Source organism: Stenotrophomonas sp. NY11291, assembly GCF_023277365.1.
GTDB lineage: Bacteria > Pseudomonadota > Gammaproteobacteria > Xanthomonadales > Xanthomonadaceae > Stenotrophomonas > Stenotrophomonas geniculata.
Genome location: NZ_CP096975.1, coordinates 4179248 through 4202484 on the forward strand (window position 1 = coordinate 4179248; position 23237 = coordinate 4202484).

A 23237-nucleotide genomic window follows, 5' to 3' on the forward strand; every position below is an offset into this window, starting at 1 on the left:
ATCTACTGGTCTGGTCCTGGTGGACGCCATCCCGGTGGGTGCCGACCGTTGGTCGGCACCACATCATCCATCGCAGCTCATTCGCGCAGCATATCCACGAACGCGCGCAGCGCACCGGGCATCTGCCGCTGCTTCGGGTAGTACAGCGCGAAGCCGGCGAACGGTTCGCTCCAGTCTTCCAGCACTGCCACCATCTGGCCGGATTCGATATACGGCCGCGCCGTGTCTTCCAGCACGTAGGCCAGGCCGATGCCATCAAGCACTGCACCCACGACGGTGCCCTGCTCACTCAACGTGAGCCGGCCCGGCACATCGATCTCCAGCGCTTGCCCGCTACGCTCGAACTGCCACTTGTAGAGATGCCCGCTGGCGAAGCGGAAGCGGATGCATTCGTGTGCCGCCAGGTCCCGCGGATGCTGTGGTGCCGGGTGTCGCCGCAGGTAGTCCGGCGAGCCGACAATCAGCCCGCGCAGCGGTGGCCCCATCGGCACCGCCACCATGTCCTCGGGCACGAACTCGTGCAGGCGCACGCCGGCGTCGTAGCCCTCGGCGACGATGTCGACCAGGCCATCGTTCTCGGTCAGCTCCACCCGCACGTCGGGGTGAGCGTGCAGGAAGCGCGCCAGTCGCGGCCCCAACTGGGTCGGTACCGCCGCGCGGGTGGCGTTGATGCGCAGCAGGCCGGCCGGGGCGGCGCGGAACTGGTTCATCTCTTCCAACGCGTCATGCACCTGGCCCAGCGCCGGCTGCAGGCGCTCCAGCAGGCGCTGCCCGGCCTCGGTCAGGGCCACGCTGCGGGTGGTGCGATGGAACAGGCCCACCCCCAACCGTTCTTCCAGCGCGCGGATCGCATAGCTCACCGCCGAGGTCGACAGCGCCAGCTCGGCACCGGCGCGGCGGAAGCTGCGGTGGCGGGCGACCGCGGCAAACGCGGCCAGGTGGGTGAGGTTGTCAGTGGCCATGATTGTGCAGTTCCACTTGATGAATCATGCCGATATCCGCGCTTTCTGCCGCTGGGAACGGGGCGTATTGTAAAACGCCTTTCGATAAACCCTGCCAAGGATTCCCCATGTCCCTCGCCCGTGGTTACGCCGCCCATTCACATACCGACCCGCTGATTCCGTACGAGTTCGAACGCCGCGCGGTCGGCCCGGACGATGTGCGCATCGAGATCCTCTACAGCGGCATCTGCCACTCCGACCTGCACCAGGCCCGCGACGACTGGGGTGGCTCGATCTACCCGATGGTGCCGGGCCACGAGATCATCGGCCGCGTGACCGAGGTCGGCAGCAACGTCACCCGCTTCAAGGTCGGCGACCACGCCGGCGTGGGCTGCATGGTCGACTCGTGCCGCCACTGCGACGCCTGCGAGCACGACCTGGAGCAGTACTGCGCCGAAGGCGCGACCTGGACCTACAACGGCCGTGAACGCGAAAGCGGCGCACCGACCTACGGCGGCTATTCCGACCACGTGGTGGTCGAGCAGCGCTTCGTGGTGAAGGTATCCGACACCCTCGACCTGAAGGCGGCCGCCCCGCTGCTGTGCGCCGGCATCACCACCTGGTCGCCGCTGCGCCACTGGAAGGTCGGCCCGGGCCAGAAGGTTGGCGTGATCGGTCTGGGTGGCCTCGGCCACATGGGCGTGAAGTTCGCCAAGGCACTCGGCGCGCACGTGGTGATGATCACCACCACCCCGGAAAAGGGTGCCGATGCCAAGCGCCTGGGCGCCGACGAAGTGCTGGTCTCGCGCGATGCCGCACAGATGAAGGCACATGCCGGCAGCTTCGACTTCCTGCTCAACACCATTCCGGTCGGCCATGACACCAACCCGTACATGGGCCTGCTCAAGCGCGAGGCGACCATGTGCCTGGTCGGCGTGCTGACCGAACTGGACCCGCCGCTGACCGGCGGCAGCGTGATCTTCGGCCGCAAGCACCTGACCGGCTCGGCGATCGGCGGCATGGCCGAGACCCAGGAAATGATGGACTTCTGTGCCGAGCACGGCATCGTCAGCGATGTGGAGATGATCGACATCAAGAACGTCAACGAAGCCTGGGAACGCATGGCGAAGAACGATGTGCGCTACCGCTTCGTGATCGACATGGCGACGATGAAGAACGCGGCCTGATCCAAGGCAGGTGTGAAAAGGAAAAACCCCGGCAGTGCCGGGGTTTTTTCATCGCGTGCCGACCAAGGTCGGCACCCACCCAACATCATCAATACGCGAACTCGCGGAACACCGGATCCACATCGCCGTGCCAGCGGCCATGGAACAGCGCCAGCTTGCGCTCGGCCGGGGTCAGGCCGGACTCGACGATCTCCTGCAGCACGTCCAGGAACTTGCTCTCGTCCTGGCCGTCGGCATTGCGCGCCGCGCGGCGCTTGAGGCCTTCAACGGAAATCTTCACCGCTTCGCGGGCCAGGTCGCGCACCGTGCCGTTGCGGAACGGCAGGTTCATCGCGTGCTTCGGCACCCCGTCGCGCAATGCATGGCGCTCGGCCAGGGTGAAGTCACGCACCAGGTCCCAGGCGGCATCCAGCGCGGTGTCGTCGTACAGCAGGCCGACCCAGAACGCCGGCAGCGCGCACAGGCGGCTCCACGGGCCACCGTCGGCGCCGCGCATTTCCAGGTACTTCTTCAGGCGCACTTCCGGGAACGCAGTGGTCATGTGGTCCGACCAGTCGCGCAGCGTCGGCAGCGCACCCGGCAGCACCGGCAGCTTGCCCTGCATGAAATCGCGGAAGCTCTGCCCGCTGGCGTCGTGGTAGATGCCATCGCGGTAGGAGAAGTACATCGGCACGTCGAGCAGGTAATCGACATAGCGCTCATAACCGAAGCCATCCTCGAACACGAAGTCGAGCATGCCGGTGCGATCGGCGTCGGTGTCGGTCCAGATGTGCGAGCGGTAGCTCAGGTAGCCGTTCGGCTTGCCTTCGGTGAACGGCGAATCGGCAAACAGCGCAGTGGCAATCGGCTGCAGCGCCAGCGACACGCGGAACTTCTTCACCATGTCCGCTTCGGTGGCGTAGTCCAGGTTCACCTGCACCGTGCAGGTGCGGGTCATCATGTCCAGGCCCAACGAGCCGACCTTGGGCATGTACGACCGCATGATCTTGTAGCGACCCTTCGGCATCCACGGCATCTCATCGCGCTTCCACTTCGGCTGGAAGCCCATGCCGAGGAAGCCCAGCTGCAGTTCGCCAGCCACCTGCGCCACTTCGTTGAGGTGGGTGCCGGTTTCCACGCAGGTCTGGTGGATGGTCTCCAGCGCCGCTCCGGACAGTTCCAACTGACCGGCCGGTTCCAGCGTCACCGAGGCACCATCGCGCAGCAGGGCGATGGTGTTGCCATTCTCCTGCACCGGCTCCCAGCCGAAGCGGACCAGGCCGTTGAGCAGGGCTTCGATGCCGCGCTCGCCCTCGAAGGTCGGTGGGCGCAGGTCATCCAGGCGGAACCCGAACTTCTCGTGCTCGGTGCCGATGCGCCACTGCGCGCGGGGCTTTTCGCCGGAGGCGATCTCCGCCACCAGCTGCGAGCGGTCGGTAATGGGGGTATCGGCGACGTGGCTGGGGCTCGACAAGGGGAAGGCTCGCTGGACGGTGGCGGGGGATGTGGGGCTCGGAGCCTTCCATCGCAAGGGCGCACTATAGCGTGGTGACCCGTTGCGTCATGCGACGGAGACGGTTTTCAGCATCCTACCGACGCCCTCTTGACCCTCGTACACTCGGGGGCATGAGCCGCCATTCACGACACCCCGAACTGCACCGCTCCGAGCGCGTCGGCTGGCTGCGTGCCGCCGTGCTGGGGGCCAACGATGGCATCGTCTCGGTGGCCGGCCTGGTGGTCGGCGTAGCCGCCAGCGGCGCCTCCGCTGCGACCATCCTGGCCACCGGCGTGGCCGGCACCGTGGCCGGCGCGATGTCGATGGCGGCCGGCGAGTATGTCTCGGTGCAGACCCAGGCCGACACCGAAGACGCCGACCTGGCGATGGAAAAACGCGAACTGCACGAAGATCCGCACAGCGAGCTGGAAGAGCTGGCCGCGATCTACCGCCACCGTGGCCTGGAGCCGGCGCTGGCACGGCAGGTGGCCGAACAGCTCACCGCCCACGACGCACTGGGCGCCCACGCCCGCGACGAGCTGGGCATTACCGATACCCTGCGCGCCCGCCCGCTGCAGGCAGCGCTGGCCTCGGCCGGCGCCTTCACCTGCGGTGCGGCACTGCCGGTGCTGACCGCGCTGCTGGCGCCGGTCGACAAGGTCGCGATGATGACCACCGCCAGCACCCTGCTCGGCCTGTGCCTGACCGGCGCAATGGCAGCCCAGGCCGGCGGCGCACCGCCGGTACGCGGCGCGATCCGGGTGATGTTCTGGGGCGCGCTGGCGATGGCCGCAGCCGCCGGCGTCGGTCGCCTGCTCGGCGCACACGTGACATGACCGCCATGCTGCCCGCGGCCACCGCACTGCTGGCTGAGATGGCCAGTCTGGCCGGCTGCGAGCGCGCCGACGGCTATGCCTGCATCACCGCACGTCGCGAGCATGGCGCCAGCTCGGTGGAGATTCCGCAACCGCAGTTCGCGATCCTGCTGGAAGGCCGCAAGCAGGTGCGTACCGCTCATCAGTCTCTGGCGTTCGTTCCCGGCGACATCCTGCTGCTGACCCAGCGCTGCCGCATCGATGTGGTCAACACCCCCGACCCGCGCAGTGGCCGTTACCTCAGCGCCATCGTGCCGCTGTGTGCCGAAGTGCTGGCGGCCGCTCGCACGCTGTGGATCGAGGGGCTTCCCGCGCCTGGCCAGGCGATGGCGCGGTTGCCGTTGATCGAACATGGCGCGGTACTGCGCCAATGGCGGCAATCGCTGCAGGACGGGCGTTACAGCGAAGCACGATTGGCCCTGGCCTCGCTGGTACTGACCCTGTGCCGGCAGGGCCATGGCAACCTGCTGCTGCCGCAGGCGCCGAGCCTGGGCGAACAGATCCGCGACCGCATCGCCGCCGAACCGGCACGCGACTGGCAGTCGCGCGATGTGGAAGAACAGTTCGCGCTGAGCGGCGCGACCCTGCGCCGCCGGCTCGCTGCCGAGGACACCAGCCTGCGCCAGCTGCTCACCGAGGCACGGCTGGCGCATGGCATGCAGCTGCTCTACACCACGGACCTGCCGTTGAAGACCGTGGCCGCACGCGCGGGCTATCGGTCTGCGGCGAGTTTCAGCAAGCGCTTCGCCGAGCAGTACGGGCTGGCTCCCACAGACATCTGAGGGGGTTCGGCAGGGCTGCGCCCTGCACCCGCCGAAGCGAGTGCAAGAGCCGTAGCAACAGCAACAGCATGCATTCCGTGGGATGGCGGGGCACTGCGGGTTTGCGGGGACGCCGTAAACCCGTCCATGGGGGCTTGGTCGCCGCATCCATGCGGCTCACACCCCGCAAACCCACAGTGCCCCGCCTTCGACAGATTCCGGCGGCTGTAGGTAGGTGTCGACCTTGGTCGACACATCTGTCAGATATCGAATGAGTCATCCACGCATGGCGTGGATCTACTGTGTCGACCAAGGTCGACACCCACCAAGGCAATACGTCGTTCCGACAGATCGCGGCCAACTGTCGAAGGCGGGGTGGGTCCGGTTGCGGGAGTGTCCGCGGCATGGATGCCGCGGCCAAGCCCCCATGGAAGGGTTTACGGCGTCTCCCGCAACCGGACCCACCCCGCCATCCCACAGGAAACCAGCTTTTGCTTCGGCCGTTGCCGTTGCCGTTGCCTCTGCGGGTGCAGGGCGCAGCCCTGCAGCCCCCCTTCCCTGAGCATTCCGCGCAGTGGTTTGAGCGCCGCGCACACGCCAGCCACGCCACGCTATGCGGCAACGGAACCGTCCGTCGTCCACCGAGAACCGCCATGACCCTGCGTTACCTGCCGCTGCACGGCGCCCTGCTGCTGGCACTGTCGTCCCTGCCGCTGGCCGCGTTGGCCGAAGCCACCTCGCCCGCTCCCACCCAGCAGGTGCCCGGCGTCTACCACCAGCGCGTCGGCGCACTGCAGGTCACCGCCCTGTTCGACGGCGTGGTCGCACTGGGCCGGCAGGAAGTGGTGGACGTGCCGCCCACGCTGGTCAGCCGCCTGCTGGAAGGCCGCTACGTGCCCGAAGACAAGAAAGGCCTGCAGACCGCGATCAACGCCTTCCTGGTGCGCCAGGGCAACCACCTGACCCTGGTCGATACCGGCACCGCGCAGTGCTTCGGCCCCGGCCTGGGCCAGGTGCTGGGCAATCTGCGCGCCTCCGGCGTGGACCCGGCCGAGGTGGACGAGGTGCTGCTGACCCATGCCCATCCGGACCACCTGTGCGGGGTGCTCGACGCGCAGGGCAAGCCCGCCTACCCGAATGCCACGGTGTGGCTGTCCAAGGCCGATGCCGACTACTGGCTCAACCCGGCCAGCGAGGCCACCGCGCCGAAGGGCGTGCGCTTCGCCTTCCCGCTGGCACGCAACGCGGTGGCGCCCTACCAGGCCAGCGGCCACCTGCGCACTTTCAGCCCCGGCGATGCCCTGCCCGGTGGCGCCGTGGCGATGGACACCCATGGCCATACGCCCGGCCATGTCTCCTACCGGTTCGACAGCCAGGGCCAGTCACTGCTGGTGTGGGGCGATGTGCTGCACTTCCATGCGGTGCAGTTCGCGCATCCGGAGGCGGCATTCGAGGCCGATTCGGACCGCAAGGCGGCCATCGCCAGCCGGCGCGGGCTGCTACAGCAGGCCACCGTCAACGGTTGGTGGGTGGCCGGTGCGCATCTGCCGTTCCCCGGCCTGGGCCACGTGCGTGGCGAGGGTAAGGCCTATGCGTGGGTGCCGGCGGAGTACTCGCCGTTGAAATGAGCCGATGAGCCCTTGTAGAGCCGAGCCCATGCTCGGCTACCGGGGCCTGGCCGCGCTGCGCGCGGCAGCCGAGCGTTGGCTCGGCTCTACAGGAAAACCGGAAGCCTTATTCCAGCCCCAGCCAGCCGCCGATCACGCCGCGGGCTTCGTCCACACCGGTACGGTCTTCGCCTGAGAACACCTGCACGCTCACGCTGTCGCCATAGGCCGATTGCAGCTCCTTGCGCACCTTCTGCAGGGACTGCATCTGCTGGCTGCGGCTGAGCTTGTCGGCCTTGGTCAGCAGCGCGTGCGCCGGCAGGCCACGCTGCACGGCATAGGACAGCATCTGCCGGTCGTAGTCCTTCAGCGGATGGCGGATATCCATCACCACCACCAGGCCCTTCAGGGCTTCGCGGGTACGGAAATACCTGTCGATGAAGGCCTGCCAGTGCGCCTGCAGGTCCAGCGGTACCTTGGCGTAGCCGTAACCGGGCAGGTCGACCAGGTGCGCTTCAGGCGTGACCTGGAAGAACACCAGCTGCTGGGTGCGGCCGGGGGTCTTGGAGACACGGGCCAGGGCGTTCTGGCGGGTCAGCGCGTTGAGCGCACTGGACTTGCCGGCGTTGGAGCGGCCGGCGAAGGCCACTTCGGCCCCTTCGTCGGGCGGCAGCTGCCGCACGTTGTGGGCCGAAAGGTGGTAACGGGCGCGTTCGATGAGCAATGACATGTGCCTAGGATCGCATGTTGCGGCGCCGCGCGCCCGTGCCGGCGGCCGTTGCGGGCATTTTGCTGCACTGCTGCGTTGACCGTGCGCGGAAACGGCGTTGATAATCCGGGCGATGCCGGCGGCCACCGCCCGGCCCGGTCCATACGGAGCTTCAGCATGCGCCACGCTCGCGTTCTTGCCGTATCCGCCCTTGCCACTGCTGTAGTCGTTGCCGCTGCTGCGTTCGCGCAGACCACGTTGACCCCGCTGCCCGACAACGGGCCGATCCGCACCGCCTCGCTGGAAGTGGATTTCAGCAAGACCACCTGGGGCGACGCCAAGGCCGGCCAGACCAAGGCCTCGGCCTGCGCGGCCTGCCATGGCGCCGACGGCAATTCCACAGTGGAGATGTACCCGTCCATCGCCGGCCAGAGCGAACGCTACGTCGCCCAGCAGATGGCCCTGATCGCCAACGGCCAGCGCAGCTCCGGTGCGGCGGTGGCGATGGTGCCGTTCGTGCAGAACCTCACCCCGCAGGACATGCGCGACATCGGCGCGTTCTTCGCCACCCAGAAGGCCACCGCCGGCATCGCCGATGACACGGCGGTCACCGACGGCCCCTACAAGGGCATGAAGTTCTACGAGATCGGCCAGCAGCTGTACCGCGGCGGCGACGCCAAGCGCGGCCTGCCGGCCTGCATGGCCTGCCACGGCCCCAGCGGCGCCGGTAATCCCGGCCCGGCCTATCCGCACATTGGTGGCCAGCACGCCAGCTATGTCGCGCGCCGCCTGCAGGAATACCAGGCCGGCCAGACCAACGAGACCGACAAGGCGCACTTCCAGATCATGGCTGCGGTTGCGCAGAAGCTGAGCGAACAGGAGGTGCAGGCGCTGTCGAGCTACCTGCAGGGCCTGCACAACAAGGCCGACGACGTGGCCGTTGCCACCACGCCGGCACAACCGGCTGCCGCCCCCTGAGCACCTTTGGTCGGCCGGGGCCGCCACCGTGGCCCTCGCCTGCGGTATGTTTCCTTCACGCCGGCGACCGCGCCGGCGTTGCTTTTTTCAACGGAGATGCGTGTCGATGAGGTTGATTTCCCGCCTGCTGTTGTCTGTGCTGGTGCTGCTGCCGCTGGTAGCCTGCGCCGCAACCCCTGCCAATGCCCCGCTGGTCGAGGGCAAAGACTACGAGCGCATCGCCCAGCCGGGCCCGTTCCAGCCGCTGGCCGGCAAGATCGAGGTGGTCGAAGTCTTCGGCTACACCTGCCCGCACTGCGCCCGTTTCGAACCGCAGCTGGAAGCCTGGGCAGCCAAGCTGCCGGCCGACGTGCGCTTCACCCCGGTTCCGGCGGCCTTCGGCGGCGCCTGGGACGCCTGGGCCCTGGCCTACTACGCCGCCGACGAAGTCGGCGTGGCCAAGCGCAGCCACGGCGCCGTGTTCAAGGCTCTGCACCAGGACGGCTCGCTGCCGATGCAGAACGTTTCGGCCGATGAGCTCGCCACCTTCTACAAGGCCTACGGCGTGACCCCGGACCGTTACCTGCAGGCCCTGCGCGGCGATGCCGTACAGAAGAAGGTCGATGCCGCCCGCGCGTTCGCCCAGCGCACCAGGATCCCGGGGACCCCGGCGCTGATCATCAACGGCCAGTACCTGGTGCGTGGCGACAGCTTCGACGACCAGCTGCGCATCGCCTCGGCGCTGATCGCCCAGGCCCGCGCCGCCCGCGGCCGCTGAACCAACACCCACCACCGACACGGCGCTGTCGCCGCCGCGTGTCATCATTTCCCCCTGGCCGGCGCATGACGCCGGCCCCACCTTTCCAGATGCTGGAGACGTTTCCATGAAGATCCGTTACGCCCTCGCCCTCGCAGCGCTGCTGCCAATCCTGGCTGCCTGCAAGGCCGACGACGGCAGCACCAACACCACCGCGGCCCCGGCCGAACCGGCTGCTGCTCCGGCGACCACCGAACCGGCTGCGCCGGCCGCGGGTACCGAAGGCGTCGCACCGGCCGCTGCCGAAGGCGAGAAGGCCTCGGCTGAAGCCGCACCGGCCACTGCACCGGCCCCGACCACCGCCGCGCTGACCGGCCCGGCCCCGGTGGAAGGCGCCGACTACCAGGTGATCCCGAACGGCCAGCCGTTCCAGCCGGCCGCCGGCAAGATCGAAGTGACCGAGATCTTCGGCTACGTCTGCCCGGCCTGCGCCGCGTTCCAGCCGCTGGTCGGCCCGTGGAAGGCCGGCCTGCCGAGCGATGTGAACTTCGTCTACGTGCCGGCCATGTTCGGCGGCACCTGGGACAACTACGCCCGTGCCTTCTACGCCGCGCAGACCCTGGGCGTGCAGGAGAAGACCCACGAAGCCCTGTACGCTGCCATCCATTCGCAGAAGACCCTGAAGGGCGAGCGCGGCACCGATTCGGTTGACGACATCGCCAAGTTCTACGGTGCCTACGGCGTGGATCCGAAGCAGTTCGCCGCCACCATGGGCAGCTTCGCGGTGAATGCCAAGACCAACTCGGCCAAGCAGTTCGCCCAGCGCAGCCAGATCAGCGGCACCCCGTCGATCATCGTCAACGGCAAGTACCTGGTGAAGGGCAAGAGCTTCCCGGACATGCTGCGCATCGCCGACCACCTGATCGCCCGCGAACGCGGTGCGGCCCAGGCTCACTGATCCAAGAGAAGCGTTTCCCGGCCGTGAATTCCCCCCGTACACGGACCCTGCGCTTGCTGACGGCCAACATCCAGGCCGGCTCAAGTACCCGCCGCTACAGCGACTATGTGACCCGCAGCTGGTCACATGCGCTGCCGGCGGGTCGCAAGCGCAGCAGCCTGGACGCGATCGCCACCCTGGCGCGCGAACATGACATCGTCGGCCTGCAGGAGGCCGACCCGGGCAGCCTGCGCTCGGGCTTCACCAACCAGACCCATTACCTGGCCCAGCGTGCCGGCTTCAACTACTGGAGCCACCAGCCGAACCGGCGCATGGGTGGGGTCGCCTCCAGCGCAAACGGCCTGCTGAGCAAGCTGGAACCGGTGGAAGTGCAGGACCACGCCCTGCCCGGCCGTATCGGCGGGCGCGGCGTGCTGCTGGCCAAGTTCGGCGATGGCGCCGACGGCCTGGCGGTGGCGGTGGCCCATCTGTCGCTGGGTGCAGGCTCGCGGATGTCACAGCTGGGCTTCATCGCCGAGCTGTTGTCCGACCACCCGAACGCCGTGTTGATGGGTGACTTCAACTGCCTGGCCGAGCGCCCGGAAATGCAGGTGCTGTACCAGAAGACCCGGCTGCAGCCCCCGGGCTGCATCGTGCCGACCTTCCCCAGCTGGCGCCCCGACCGCGCCATCGACCACATCCTGGTCAGCAGTGGCCTGCAGACCCGCGCCGTGGAGGCCGTTCCGGCCGCCTTCTCCGATCACCTCGCCCTGGCGATGCAGATCGACGTCCCGGCTGACGCCCTGCGCTGAACGCTCCTGGTGGGTGCCAACCTTGGTTGGCACGCCGCTCTGGTGGGTGCGGACCGTTGGTCCGCACGCTCTCCGCCGCTACCCGGCCTGCACCACTGGCACCTTCAACCGCCGCGCGGTCATCGTGCTGCCCACCGAGGCCAGCACGGTGCAGCCGATCGCCAGCCACTGCAGCCCGTGCAGGTGCTCGTGCAGCAGCAACATCGCCCACAGCGCGGCCACCGCCGGTTCCATGCTGATCAGGATGCCGAACGTTTCCTTCGGCAGGCGCTTGAGGGCCATCATCTCAAGCGACATCGGAATCGCGCTGGAGACCAGCGCCACCAGCAGGCCGGCCGCCAGGATCTTCGGGTCGAGCAGCGCGGCGCCGGCATGCACCACGCCCACCGGCACCACCACCAGCGACGCGGCCAGCAGCCCCAGCGACACCGAATGCCCGGCGTGCAGATGACCGGCACGCTTGCCGAACACGATGTACAGGCCCCAGCACGCCGCTGCGCCCATCGCATACAGCACGCCAGCCGGATCCAGCGCCGGGCCACCGCCCAGCGGCAGCAGCAGCAACAAACCCACCACCGCGCAGCCCACCCAGACGAAGTCGATGGGGCGTCGTGACGACAGCATCGCCACCGTCAGCGGCCCGGTGAACTCGATGGCCACCGCGATGCCGAAGGGAATCGTGCGCAGGGCCATGTAGAACAGCAGGTTCATCAGGCCCAGGGTGAGCCCGTAGCGCAGGATGGTGATCGCGTCCAGGCGGCTGGTCTTCCAGCGCCATGGCCGCCAGAACATCAGCAGCAACAGGGCCGAGAAGCCCACACGCAGCGCGCTGGTGCCCTGGGCGCCGATCAGCGGGAACAGGTGTTTTGCGTAGGAGGTGCCGATGGCCAGCGAGGTGACCGAGCCGAGCACCGCCAGCGCCGGCAACATCGGCGCGAGTCGTGAGGTCTGCATGCGCAAAGTCTATTGCGCCGGCGCCGAGCACTTGGCTCAATTGACAGCCTGTTCGTGCAACTTCTGCTCGCCATGGCCATCGCTCCCGTGCTCGACAGCTTCGATCGCGCCATCCTCGACCTGCTGCAGCGGGACAACACCCTGCCGCAGCGCGAAATCGCCGAGGCCGTGCACCTGTCCACCCCGGCCGTGCAGCGCCGCATCAAGCGCCTGCAGGACAGCGGCGTGATCGAGGCCAATGTGGCGGTGGTCGCCGCAGCCAAGGTCGGGCGACCGCTGACCATCATCGTCGAGGTGCGCGTGGTCAGCGAACAGCGCGAACGCGTGGCGCCGTTCAAGCGCCGCGTGCAGGAGGACCCCGCCGTGCAGCAGTGCTACTCGATCACCGGCGATGGCGATTTCCTGCTGCTGCTTTCGGCGGCGTCGATGGAGGAGTACGAAGCGATCACCGAGCGCCTGTTCGGTGGCGATGACAACATCGAGCGCTTCCGCACCTCGGTAGCACTGGGCACGCTGAAGCGGAGTTTCGAGGTTCCGCTGCTGCCGGTCCTGTAGCGTCGAGCCATGCTCGACTGCCTTTTGACCGCAAAACTGCAGCAGTCGAGCATGGCTCGACTCTACACTCCGAAACCATGAGCACATCGCCCTCCCACGCCCACCGCCTGCGCCGCTGGTTGCTGCGCGGCCTGTGGCTGGCCATTGCCGTCGTTGCGATGATGGCGTTGTGGAACAGTCCCTGGGCCGCCGCACCGAAGATGCTGTGGACACTCGCGCGGATGCCGCCGGCCACGCAACTGCCGGTGCCAGTGGACGGCGTGCGGCCACGCCAGATTGCCGATACCTTCGGTGCGCCGCGAGGCCGTGACCGCTCGCACGCCGGCATCGACATCTTCGCCAGCCGTGGAACGCCAGTGCGCAGCGCCACGGTCGGTGTCATCGCGGATGTCAGCGAACGTGGGCTCGGCGGGCGCCAGGTGTGGGTGATCGGGCCCGGACGCGAGCGCTACTACTACGCGCACCTGGAAAGCTGGGCCGAGGACCTGGCGCGTGGCCAGGTGGTCCAGCCCGGCGACCTGCTCGGCCATGTGGGCGACAGCGGCAACGCCAAGGGCACGCCCCCGCACCTGCACTGGGGCATCTACGGCGCAGACGGCGCCCGCGACCCGCTGCCACTGCTGCGCTGACCGCCATTGCGCACCCGCGCATCGATCTGTTCATGATTTGTAAATAGGAATAGTTCGTATTACCATTTCTTTCGTTTCCGGTGGTGCCAGGACGGCCTGCCCGTCCTCTCCCTACCCGTAGCGCCTCGCCTCCTGGATGCCGGCCGATCGCGCGTGCTCGCCCAGGACCCCCATGAACCGTTCCGCCTTCCGTACCCCGCCGCCGCAGCGGCTGTCCGTTGCCGTGTTTGCCGTTCTCTGCGCCGTGGCCCCGGCCGCCTTCGCCGACACCGCCGCCGACCCGACCACGCTGGACAAGGTCGTCGTCAAGGGCGAACGCGCCGAAGGCTACTCGGTGCGCCGCACCTCGGCCGGCACCCGCTTCGACCTGGCGCCGCGCGAGATCCCGCAGTCGGTCAGCATCATCAGCCACCAGCGCATCGAAGATCAGAAGCTGGACGACATCATCGACGTACTGGCCAACACCACCGGCGTCACCAGCACCCAGTCCGACAGCGAGCGCACCGAGTTCTACGCGCGCGGCTTCTACATCGATGCCTACCAGTTCGATGGCCTGCCGACGCAGATGGTGCAGAACTGGAGCTACGGCGATTCCGGCCTGGACCTGGCGCTGTATGACCGCGTGGAAGTGGTGCGCGGTGCCACCGGCCTGCTCAGCGGCGCCGGCAATCCGTCGGCGTCGGTGAACCTGATCCGCAAGCATGCCGACAGCGCCGAACTGACCGGCAGCGTCTCGGTGAACGTCGGCAGCTGGGGCCGCACCCGCACCACCGTGGACGTGGGCAGCGCGCTCAACGCCAGTGGCACGGTGCGCGGCCGCGTAATCGGCAGCTACCTGGACACCGACGGCCAGATGGACCGCTACAACCAGCGCAAGACGCTGGGCTACGCCGTCATCGACGCCGACCTGACTCCGGACACGCAGCTGAGCGTGGGCTACGACTACCAGCAGAAGCGCGCCAATGGCGCGACCTGGGGAGGCTTCCCGATGTGGTACGCCGATGGCAGCCCGACGAACTATCCGACCTCGTTCAATCCGTCGCCGGACTGGACCTACTGGGACACCACCAGCAAGCGTGCGTTCGCCACCCTGCAGCACGCCTTCAGCAATGGCTGGAAGTTCAAGATCGGCGCCACCCACGACCGCACCAAGGCCGACGACAAGCTGTTCTATCCGGCCTATACCGCATTCAACAAGACCACGGGCGCCGGCATCACGCCGATGGCCGGCTTCTACAACACCGAGCGCAAGGTCGACGGCATTGATGGCTACATCGACGGTCCGTTCCAGCTGTTCGGCCGCGAACACCAGTTCATGGCCGGCCTGAGCTACAACAAGCGCGAATTCGCCAACTACGGTGACTTCCAGATGGGCGGTCCCGGCACCGGCTGGAATCCCTTCAGCTCCTATCTCGACTGGACCGGCAACATCGCCCAGCCGAACTGGAACCCGCTGGCGCTGGCCAGCCAGGGCACCATCACCCAGAAGGCCGGCTATGCCGCCGCGCGCCTGTCGCTGGCTGATCCGCTGAAGCTGATCCTCGGTGCGCGCTACACCCACTGGAAGAGCGAAGGCGAGAACGACGACCGCGAACACAAGGTGACCACCCCGTACGCCGGCCTGGTGTATGACATCAACGACACCTACTCCGCGTACGCCAGCTACACCGAAATCTTCCAGCCGCAGACCGCGCGCGACCGCAACGACCGTTATCTCGATCCGGTAGACGGCAAGAGCTACGAGGTGGGCGTCAAGGGCGCCTGGTTCGACAACCGTCTGAACGCCTCGTTGGCGGTGTTCCGCATCGAGCAGGACAACGTCGCCCAGGTCACCAGCGAACCGATCATCGGCCGCCCGGGCGAGTTCGCCTCGATCGCTGCGCGCGGCACCGTGAGCCGTGGCTTCGAGTTCGAAGTGAACGGCGAACTGGCCCCGGGCTGGAATGCGACCTTCGGTGCTTCGCGCTATGTGGCCAAGGACATCAACGGTGCCGACATCAACACCAACCTGCCGCAGACCGCGCTGAAGCTGTTCACCAGCTACACCCCGCAATCGCTGCAGGAATTGACCGTCGGCGGCGGCGCCAACTGGCAGAACCGCATCTACTACGCCGCACCGGTGGTGGGCCGCTTCGAACAGGAAGGGTATGCGCTGGTCAGTGCCTTCGTGCGCTACCGCATCTCGCCGGAGTTCAGCGTGCAGGCCAACCTCAACAACCTGCTGGACAAGAAGTACTACTCGCAGATCACCGGCTACGGTGCGTACGGCGATGGCCGGAATGGCTCGCTGACGTTCACCTGGGCGTTCTGATCAGGCGCGGGGCACGATCGCCCCGCACCTGTAGAGCCGAGCCCACGCTCGGCTGATTCTCTGAGCCGAGCGTGGGCTCGGCTCTACACCAGCAAGGCAGCGCCGGAACTGACCGGCACTGCCACCGTTACATCAGAAGCGCAGGTCCGCGCGCAGGTACCAGTAGCGGCCACGCGGGATGTCATAGGTCGAAGCGTCGTAACCGTTCAACGAGCACGACAGGCAGATCGGCGGATCCTTGTCGAACACGTTGTTCAGGCCGGCCGTCAGCTGCAGCCCCTTCATCCAGTCGATCTTGTAGCCCACCTGCATGTCATGGAAGGTGGTGGCCGACAGCGTATTGGTGCCCGCAGCCTGGTTGCTGCAGACCGGGAACACGGAAGCGTCACCGCAGTTCTCGGTCAGTTCGGAGATATGCCGCACGGTCCAGTTGGCGCTCCAGCGATCCAGCGTCCAGCCGATGCTGGCATTGCTGGTCCATTCCGGAATCGAGCTGTCGGCCACTTCCACGCCCGGCTTCTGCGGCTGCTTCTGGCCCGCCGCACCGGTGGCTTCGTAGCGACCCACGAAGGTGTTCTTCCAGCCCAGCTTGAACTGACCGATCGAGCTCTGCGGCAACGTCCAGAACAGATCCACATCCCAGCCATCGGTCTTGATCGAACCCAGATTGGTCAGCCGGTTGTTGAAGCTGCTGACCGCGCCGGTGCTGGCACGGGTGATGCCGTTGCAGTAGATCGGGTCGAGCGTGTCCACGCACAGGTCCAGCTGGGTCTGCGCGTTGATTGCCTGGATCGCGCCGTCGATGGCATGGCGGTAGAAGGTCACTTCCACATCGAAGCGCTCCGACCACGAACTGTTGCTGCCAAACCATGGGCTCCACACGAAGCCTGCGCTGAAGCTGCGCGAGCGTTCCGGATCCAGCTCGCGGTTGCCGCCAGTGGTCACCGAGATCTGCGAGTTGGCCTGCTGGAACCCGGCCGGTACGCCCAGCGCAGCACAGTTGGCCGCGCTGCCACGCGGCGGCGTACCGCCCAGGCCCACCGAGCACGGATCGAACAGCTGCAGGTCGGCACGCGCGGCCGAGCCGTACAGCTCACCGATCGATGGTGCACGGAAGCCTTCGGCATAGGTCGTGCGCAGCACGAAGTCATCGGTCACCTGCCAGCGCAGGCCGTACTTGGGCGTGAATTCACCACCGAAGGTGGAGTAGTCCGAGTAGCGCCCGGCCAGGCTCAGGTCCAGCTTCTTGCCGAAGGTCGAATCGGCGAAGATCGGCACGCTCAACTCCAGATACGCCTCGTTGACGTCATAGGAACCCGAGGTCGGCTGCGACGGCACGCCGTTGTAGTGGCCGGCCACCGTCAGCGGATCGGGCTGGTACGAACCCTCGTACTTGCGATACTCGAAGCCGGTAGCGAACGACACCGGGCCGGCCGGCAGCGTGAACAGGTCGCTGGACAGGTTGGCGGTGAACAGGCTCAGTTCGTTCTGGCTGCGGTCACGCACCACCGGCTGGATCCACTTCAGCATGTCCGGGGTGATCGAACCGACACCGCCGAAGATGTTCAGCGGCACGCAGCCCGGCGTCGCCGCACAGACCGACGGATCGCCCAGCGCCATGTTGACGTTGTAGATGTTGTAGCTGCCGTAGTTGGTCTGTTCGGCCTTGTTCTTGCTGTACATGCCGTTGACGTCCCAGTACCAGTTGCGGTCAGCCGCCTGGAAGTTGCCGACGAAGCCGGTGGCGAAATACGTGGTGTCCACTTCCTGCTTGAACACGCGCGCGCCGCCTTCCACCGGGCGGCGGCCGATCAGGCTCAGGTTGTCACCCGAGACCAGGTCGAAGCCGAACGGGTTGTACGGATTGAGCGCGGACACGGTGATGTTGTCGGCCAGCGGATTGCCGGTGGCGCCATCGGGGCCGAAGAACAGCGGCTCCGGGCCGGCCTGGTTGGTCGACTCACGACGGTTGCCCAGTGCCTTGACGTACCACTGCACGTTGTCGGTGATGTCGAAGCGGAACTGACCAAACAGGCCCTTACGCTCCGAGGGCGTCAGCACCATGTTGTACTCGGCGAAATTGAACCGGTCGGCGCTGGTGAAGCAGTGATAGTCATCGGTGCGCGCGCAGCCGGCGCTGCCGTCGTAGCGCGGGTTGCTCACGCCGGTATTGGGCACGATGTTCTGCACCGCGCCGGTGTTCGGGTCGGTGAACATGAAACGACCCTGCGGAATGCCACCGCTGCCGAACGCCAGCCCGGTGCCGGGAATCGGGAAGCGCGACTGCTCGCGGTCCTTGGCAAACACCGGATCCTGCTTGGTCCAGCTGGCGCCCAGGAACAGGCTGAAGCGGTCGCCGCTCTTGCCCCAGGCCAGGTCCACGCCCTTCTGCGTGCCATCGCCCTTGCTGTACTCGCCATAGTTCAGGGTCACCTGGCCGCCATCGAAGTCACGGCGGGTGATGATGTTGACCACGCCGGCAATGGCGTCGGAACCGTACAGCGACGACGCGCCATCTTCCAGCACTTCGATGCGCTCGACGATGGCCAGCGGAATGGTATTGAGATCGGTGGCCGAGCCGACGCCGGATGCGGATGACTCATTGACCCAGCGGATGCCGTCGACCAGCACCAGCACGCGCTTGGCGCCCAGGTGGCGCAGGTCCACCTGCGCCGAACCGGCACCTACACCACTGCCATCGGGCGGGAAGCCGAAGTTGCCGGACGAGTTGAACTTGGCGTTGAGCGCCGAACCGGAACCGGTGAGCTGCTGCAGCACTTCGCCGATCGAGGTCAGGCCGGTGCGTTCGATATCGCCGCGCGTCAGCGTCTGGACCGGCACCTGGCCCTCCACCTCAGCGCGCTTGATGCGGGTACCGGTGACTTCCACCGCATCCAGGTTGGTGGTGGATTGTGCAGCGGCACCCAACGGTGCCAGGGTCATCACGCACAGCGCGACGGCAACCGCCAAAGGGCGGTGGTGCAGGTGATTCATTCGCTCTCTCTCCAAAGGAATGTCGGGACATGGGCCGCCGCACTCCCTCCCTGCATGGCGGCGCCGTCTCCTTTGTAAACAAGTGGTAAAAATCGCGGCGTGATGATCGACACTCTTTCACGCGGAATTGACGTAATTGCAGGCCGATTGCGTCAGATAGCTGCAGGTTATGACCGGACGATACTGTTCGCCGTAGGCAGCCTTGATGCTGGCTGCGACAGCGCGCGCCGGTAGCTTCTGCATTCACGGAAAAGGCCTTTGCCGGACCGTTTCAGGAATAGTTTGAAAATTCCTTCATTCAGGAGGCCCCACCAGTCGACCCAGCGCAGACTCGCACCTCCAGCCATTCGCGGGAGGGCCGAACATGAAAGCAGTGACTGCCGTGCTGGGCGTCACGATGGTGATGACGCTGCTTCTTTCCCTGGCAGGTGAATCGAGAGCAGGCGGCGTGATCGAGTGCAACAACTGTCCCTCTCCCAGCGATGCGGCCTTGGCCTCAGGAGAGGGACTGACGGTTGTGGTGGATTTCGAGAGAGCCGAGTTGACTGCTTTCGACGTTGAACATGACCCTGAGCGCAGAAAGTGGCGAGCACATCCGACCCCGGTTCCAGCGCAGATTGAAATGGCTTTTCTGCGGATCCTGGATGCGACGCTGTCAGCAGGGCAAGCGCCGCTCATGCAGCAATCACCGCATGAGCAGCAGTGAGACAACGCCCTACCGCACGAACGCAATGCGCTCCATGCCAGTGGCTTCGGCCGCAGCCAATATCCGCGCCATGCCTTCGTACTCGGCCGCCGGATCGGTGGCGATGCGCAGCTCCGGCAGGTTGCCGGCATGTTCGCCCGCCTGTGCCTGCAGGCGCGCCTGCAGCTCGCCGATCACCATCGGCTGGCCATTCCAGCTGAGCTGGTTGGCAGCGTCCAGGCGCAGCTCGATCGGCGGTGGCGGTTCGGGACGGTCCACCACCCGATCGGTGGCCTGCGGCAATTGCACGGCAATCGGCCGGGCCACGATCGGCGCGGTCACGATGAAGATGATCAACAGCACCAGCATCACATCCACCAGTGGCGTGACATTGATGTCCGCCAGCGGTCCGCTTCTTCCTGCGCTACTGAACGCCATGTGCCGCTCCCTGCAGCCGGGCCGTTCGCCCAAGGCCGACGTTACGACGCCTCCCATCCGCTGCGGCAGTGGCCTGCGCGGGGTCATTCAGCTGTCGTTGCCGACGCTCGGCGTGCACGCAATGCGAAACTGAATTCAGCCATCGCCCGCTATGCTGGTCCCCATGACCCGACGCACTTCAACTGCCCTGTCCCTGCTGCCCTTGGCCACCACGCTGCTGATCGGCTGCGCCAACGCCCAGTCCCTCGACGCCCAGAACGCGCAGCTGAAGGCTGCGATCGCGGCCGCCGAACGCGGCCAGTTCGATCCCGGCCAGGCCGCTGCACTCAGCCGCCATCCGGCTTACGGATGGCTGGAGTACGCCAACCTGCGCCGCAACATCGACACCGTCGATACCGCGCAGGCACAGGCCTTCCTCAAGCGCTATGACGGCCAGGCCGTGGCCAACACGTTCCGCAGCGTGTGGCTGCCCTCGGTCGCACGCCGCCAGGACTGGCCGACCTTGTTGGCCAACTGGGTGCCAACCGACAACGCCGGCCTGCGCTGTGCGCAGCTGACCGCGCGCCAGGTGACCGGCAAGGTCGATCCGCAGTGGATCAGCGAGGCGCAGGATCTGTGGCGCAAGAACGGCAAGTCGCTGCCGGACGGCTGTGATGCCGTCTTCGCCGTGCTGCAGGCACAGGGTGGCCTGAGCGATGCCCTTCGCTGGGAACGCATCGATGCCGCCGCCGACGCGCAACAGCCGGCGGTGATGCGCAGCGCCGCGCGTGGCCTGTCCGCCACCGACCTGGCGCTGGCGAACAATTACGCTGCCTTTGTCGACAAGCCCAACGCCAGCGCGTTGAACTGGCCGCGCAACGAGCGCAGCCGGCGCATCGCCACCGATGGCCTGGCCAAGCTGGCCAAGGCCGACCCCGGCGCCACCGAACAGCAGCTGCCGCAGTACGCCCAGGCGCTGGGCCTGAGTGCCGACCAGCAGGGCCAGGTGCTGTACCAGATCGCGCTGTGGACGGTGGCCTCCTACCTGCCCGATTCGGCGCGCCGCCTCAACGCGGTGCCCGAATCGGCGTATGACGAACGCCTGCACGAATGGCGCGTGCGCGAAGCGATGTCGCGCGGCGACTGGCCGGCGGCGCTGACCGCGATCCGCAAGATGGCCAGCAAGCAGCGCAGCGACCCCCGCTGGCGCTACTTCGAAGGCCGCATGCTGGAGAAGACCGGCCAGGCCCAGCAGGCCCAGCCGCTGTTCCGCGAAGCTGCACGCGCACCGACCTTCCACGGCTTCCTGGCCGCCGACAAGCTGCAGCAGGGCTACACGCTGTGCCCGTGGAAGCCGAACGACAGCGCGCAGGCGCAAGCCGTGATCGCGCGCGACCCGGCCATCCAGCGCGCGATGGCGCTGTACCAGATCGACCGCGCCGGTTGGGCCGTGGCCGAATGGAACAGCGCGCTGTCGCGCTTCGATGACACCCAGCGCCGCCTGGCGGTACGCGTGGCGCAGGACAACGGCTGGTTCGACCGCGCCGTGTTCGCGCTCGGCAAGCAGCCGCAGGAACAGCGCCTGTACGACCTGCGCTTCCCGCTGCACCACGACGCCACCATCCGCCGCGAATCGGCGCGCAACGCGATCGATCCGGCCTGGGTGGCGGCGGAAATCCGCGCCGAGAGCACCTTCACCCCGCGTGCGCGCTCGCCTGCCAACGCCATGGGCCTGATGCAGGTGCTGCCGGCCACCGGTGCCGGCGTGGCCAAGTCGATCGGCCTGACCGGCTACGGCGGCGCCGACAGCCTGTACGACCCGGACACCAACATTGCCATCGGCACCGCCTACCTGCGCCAGCTGATGAACAAGTACGACGGCCTGCCGTACGTGACCATCGCCGCGTACAACGCCGGCCCGACCCCGACCGCACGTTGGCAGGGCCAGCGCCCGGGCTTTGATCCGGACCTGTGGATCGAGACCATCAGCTACAAGGAAACCCGCGAGTACGTCGCCCGCGTGCTGGCCTTCAGCGTGATCTACGACTGGCGCCTCAACGGCGATGCGCTGCCGCTGAGCGACCGCCTGATGGGCCGCCTGGTGGACAAGCGCAAGAGCTTCAGCTGCGCCGCCAACGCCGAGCAGGGCGGCGATTGATCACCCGATGACGGTAGCGCCGGGCCATGCCCGGCGGACGCCATGATGTGTCCCGCCGGCCAGCGGCCGGCACTACCGTGCGATCATCCCCCCATGAAGATCTATCTTGTCGGCGGCGCCGTGCGCGACCGCCTGCTGCAGCGCTCTGCCGGCGACCGCGACTGGGTGGTGGTCGGCGCCACGCCTGCGCAGATGGAAGCGCAGGGCTACACCGCAGTCGGCCGCGATTTCCCGGTGTTCCTGCATCCGAAGACCGGTGAGGAATACGCGCTGGCGCGCACCGAGCGCAAATCCGGCCGCGGCTATCGCGGCTTCGTGGTCGATGCCGATCCGGCGGTGACGCTGGAAGAAGACCTGCAGCGCCGCGACTTCACCATCAATGCGATTGCCTGCGACGAAGACACCGGCACGCTGGTCGATCCCTATGGCGGTGTCCGCGACCTGGAACAGCGCGTGCTGCGCCATGTCGGGCCGGCCTTCGTCGAGGATCCGCTGCGCGTGCTGCGCGCGGCGCGCTTCATGGCCCGTTTTGCACCACTGGGCTTCAGCGTCGCCGAAGAGACCATGGCACTGATGCGCGAGGTCGCCGCCAGCGGTGAACTGGACGCGCTGGTGCCGGAACGCGTCTGGCAGGAACTGCGCAAGGCGCTGGTCAGTGAACGGCCCTCCGCCTTCCTGCGCACGCTGCACGATGCGCAGGCACTGGGCCCGATCCTGCCCGAACTGGAAGCACTGTACGGCGTACCGCAGCGTGCTGAATTCCACCCGGAAGTCGACACCGGCATCCACCAGGAAATGGTCAGCGACATGGCCGCGAAGCTCGCCCCCGGCGATGACCTGGTCGGCTTCGCTGCCCTCACCCACGATCTCGGCAAGGGCCTGACCCCGCCGGAGGAATGGCCGCGCCACATCATGCACGAGCAGCGCGGCATCAAGCCGTTGAAGGCACTGTGTGCGCGGTTGAAGATTCCCACCGAACACCAGCAACTGGCCGAAGCGGTGTGCCGCGAGCACTTGAACGTGCACCGCATCGACGAACTGCGCGATGCCACCGTGCTGGAACTGCTGGGCCGCTGTGATGCGTTGCGTCGGCCGGAGCGCGTGGCGCGTATCGCACTGTGCTGCGAGGCCGACAAGCGCGGCCGGCTCGGCTTCGAGGACGCCGACTACCCGCAGGGCGAAACGCTCAAGCGCCTGCACCAGGCGGCGCTGTCAGTGCAGGCACGGGATCTGGATACGACACACCTGAAGGGGCCGGCCATCGGCGAAGCGCTGGCCAAGGCGCGGGTGAAAGCCATCGCCGCCGCCCGCTGAAGCACCTGGTGATGCCGGCTGCTGGCCGGCACCGATCGCCCGTCTATCGACGACGCTTACGCGAGAAGTGGTCGACAGCATGAGCACCCAACAAGATGGGTTGCATCAAGAGGAACAGCCATCCACCCAGCCGGAGTGTCTCCACCGGATTGAACCGGGTGATGAACGCAGCTACCAGTGCCAAACCCGCAACAAGGCCGACC

The 23237-nt window shown here is 67.1% G+C and carries 20 protein-coding genes; 14 read left to right on the forward strand and 6 right to left on the reverse strand.

All coding sequences use genetic code 11. The features are described from left to right. Positions 1-77 precede the first annotated feature (77 nt). A complete protein-coding gene (locus tag M1L61_RS19465) occupies positions 78-962 on the reverse strand; it encodes a LysR family transcriptional regulator (RefSeq protein ID WP_019336462.1) in 885 nt (294 codons plus the stop codon). Positions 963-1069: 107 nt separating this feature from the next. On the opposite strand from M1L61_RS19465, the gene M1L61_RS19470 reads away from it, so the two are divergent. Then, complete coding sequence (locus tag M1L61_RS19470) at positions 1070-2128, forward strand: NAD(P)-dependent alcohol dehydrogenase (RefSeq protein WP_005419275.1); 1059 nt, start codon at positions 1070-1072, stop codon at positions 2126-2128. Between the two features lie 88 nt (positions 2129-2216). Here the strand turns inward: M1L61_RS19470 and M1L61_RS19475 are convergent, their stop codons facing one another. Continuing rightward, entirely contained in the window at positions 2217-3581 is a 1365-nt protein-coding gene (locus tag M1L61_RS19475; protein ID WP_248853968.1) for a glutamate--cysteine ligase, read from the reverse strand. Positions 3582-3733: 152 nt separating this feature from the next. Here M1L61_RS19475 and M1L61_RS19480 point away from each other — a divergent pair, with 152 nt between their 5' ends. The 3 genes from M1L61_RS19480 to M1L61_RS19490 all read left to right on the forward strand — a co-directional run bounded on the left by M1L61_RS19480 (position 3734) and on the right by M1L61_RS19490 (position 6866). Beyond that, on the forward strand, positions 3734-4438 hold the full coding sequence (locus tag M1L61_RS19480; RefSeq protein WP_032129894.1) for a VIT family protein: 705 nt from the start codon (positions 3734-3736) through the stop codon (positions 4436-4438). Further along, entirely contained in the window at positions 4435-5259 is an 825-nt protein-coding gene (locus tag M1L61_RS19485; protein WP_010480900.1) for a helix-turn-helix transcriptional regulator, read from the forward strand. Before M1L61_RS19480 ends, M1L61_RS19485 begins: the two co-directional genes overlap by 4 nt. Before the next feature lie 632 nt (positions 5260-5891). Next, complete coding sequence (locus tag M1L61_RS19490; RefSeq protein WP_248853969.1) at positions 5892-6866, forward strand: MBL fold metallo-hydrolase; 975 nt, start codon at positions 5892-5894, stop codon at positions 6864-6866. Between the two features lie 106 nt (positions 6867-6972). Here M1L61_RS19490 and yihA read toward each other — a convergent pair whose 3' ends face one another. Beyond that, a complete protein-coding gene (gene yihA / locus M1L61_RS19495) occupies positions 6973-7575 on the reverse strand; it encodes a ribosome biogenesis GTP-binding protein YihA/YsxC (RefSeq protein WP_014038472.1) in 603 nt (200 codons plus the stop codon). A 156-nt stretch (positions 7576-7731) separates the two neighbouring features. Between yihA and M1L61_RS19500 the strand changes: the two genes are divergently transcribed. The 4 genes from M1L61_RS19500 to M1L61_RS19515 all read left to right on the forward strand — a co-directional run bounded on the left by M1L61_RS19500 (position 7732) and on the right by M1L61_RS19515 (position 11017). Next, positions 7732-8532, forward strand: a complete 801-nt coding sequence (locus tag M1L61_RS19500; protein ID WP_043401710.1) for a c-type cytochrome — start codon at positions 7732-7734, stop codon at positions 8530-8532. A gap of 106 nt (positions 8533-8638) precedes the next feature. Next, positions 8639-9289 (forward strand): thiol:disulfide interchange protein DsbA/DsbL, encoded by a 651-nt coding sequence (locus M1L61_RS19505; protein WP_010480907.1) that lies wholly within the window; start codon positions 8639-8641, stop codon positions 9287-9289. 106 nt (positions 9290-9395) lie between these two features. Beyond that, entirely contained in the window at positions 9396-10226 is an 831-nt protein-coding gene (locus tag M1L61_RS19510) for a thiol:disulfide interchange protein DsbA/DsbL (RefSeq protein WP_054172501.1), read from the forward strand. A 53-nt stretch (positions 10227-10279) separates the two neighbouring features. Next, entirely contained in the window at positions 10280-11017 is a 738-nt protein-coding gene (locus tag M1L61_RS19515) for an endonuclease/exonuclease/phosphatase family protein (protein ID WP_177178893.1), read from the forward strand. Between the two features lie 78 nt (positions 11018-11095). Here the strand turns inward: M1L61_RS19515 and M1L61_RS19520 are convergent, their stop codons facing one another. Continuing rightward, entirely contained in the window at positions 11096-11971 is an 876-nt protein-coding gene (locus M1L61_RS19520; protein ID WP_053443845.1) for an EamA family transporter, read from the reverse strand. 72 nt (positions 11972-12043) lie between these two features. Between M1L61_RS19520 and M1L61_RS19525 the strand changes: the two genes are divergently transcribed. The 3 genes from M1L61_RS19525 (at position 12044) to fhuE (ending at position 15466) form a co-directional block, all read left to right on the forward strand. Then, complete coding sequence (locus tag M1L61_RS19525) at positions 12044-12526, forward strand: Lrp/AsnC family transcriptional regulator (RefSeq protein WP_043401707.1); 483 nt, start codon at positions 12044-12046, stop codon at positions 12524-12526. Positions 12527-12603: 77 nt separating this feature from the next. Beyond that, entirely contained in the window at positions 12604-13155 is a 552-nt protein-coding gene (locus M1L61_RS19530; RefSeq protein ID WP_191849994.1) for a M23 family metallopeptidase, read from the forward strand. 172 nt (positions 13156-13327) lie between these two features. Then, a complete protein-coding gene (fhuE, locus tag M1L61_RS19535) occupies positions 13328-15466 on the forward strand; it encodes a ferric-rhodotorulic acid/ferric-coprogen receptor FhuE (protein ID WP_134959080.1) in 2139 nt (712 codons plus the stop codon). 132 nt (positions 15467-15598) lie between these two features. Here the strand turns inward: fhuE and M1L61_RS19540 are convergent, their stop codons facing one another. Further along, the gene (locus M1L61_RS19540; RefSeq protein WP_248853970.1) at positions 15599-18460 is read right to left on the reverse strand and encodes a TonB-dependent receptor; all 2862 of its coding nucleotides are present in this window, start codon (positions 18458-18460) and stop codon (positions 15599-15601) included. 364 nt (positions 18461-18824) lie between these two features. Here M1L61_RS19540 and M1L61_RS19545 point away from each other — a divergent pair, with 364 nt between their 5' ends. Continuing rightward, positions 18825-19166, forward strand: a complete 342-nt coding sequence (locus M1L61_RS19545) for a hypothetical protein (RefSeq protein WP_248853971.1) — start codon at positions 18825-18827, stop codon at positions 19164-19166. Positions 19167-19175: 9 nt separating this feature from the next. On the opposite strand, the gene M1L61_RS19550 is transcribed toward M1L61_RS19545, so the two are convergent. Continuing rightward, entirely contained in the window at positions 19176-19583 is a 408-nt protein-coding gene (locus M1L61_RS19550) for a biopolymer transporter ExbD (RefSeq protein ID WP_054172507.1), read from the reverse strand. Between the two features lie 151 nt (positions 19584-19734). On the opposite strand from M1L61_RS19550, the gene M1L61_RS19555 reads away from it, so the two are divergent. Together M1L61_RS19555 and M1L61_RS19560 are read left to right on the forward strand one after the other, a co-directional pair. Next, entirely contained in the window at positions 19735-21720 is a 1986-nt protein-coding gene (locus M1L61_RS19555; protein WP_248853972.1) for a transglycosylase SLT domain-containing protein, read from the forward strand. Positions 21721-21813: 93 nt separating this feature from the next. Then, positions 21814-23034 carry a multifunctional CCA addition/repair protein gene (locus M1L61_RS19560; protein ID WP_043401688.1) on the forward strand — a complete coding sequence of 407 codons (1221 nt, stop codon included), beginning with the start codon at positions 21814-21816 and terminating at the stop codon, positions 23032-23034. Positions 23035-23237 lie beyond the last annotated feature (203 nt).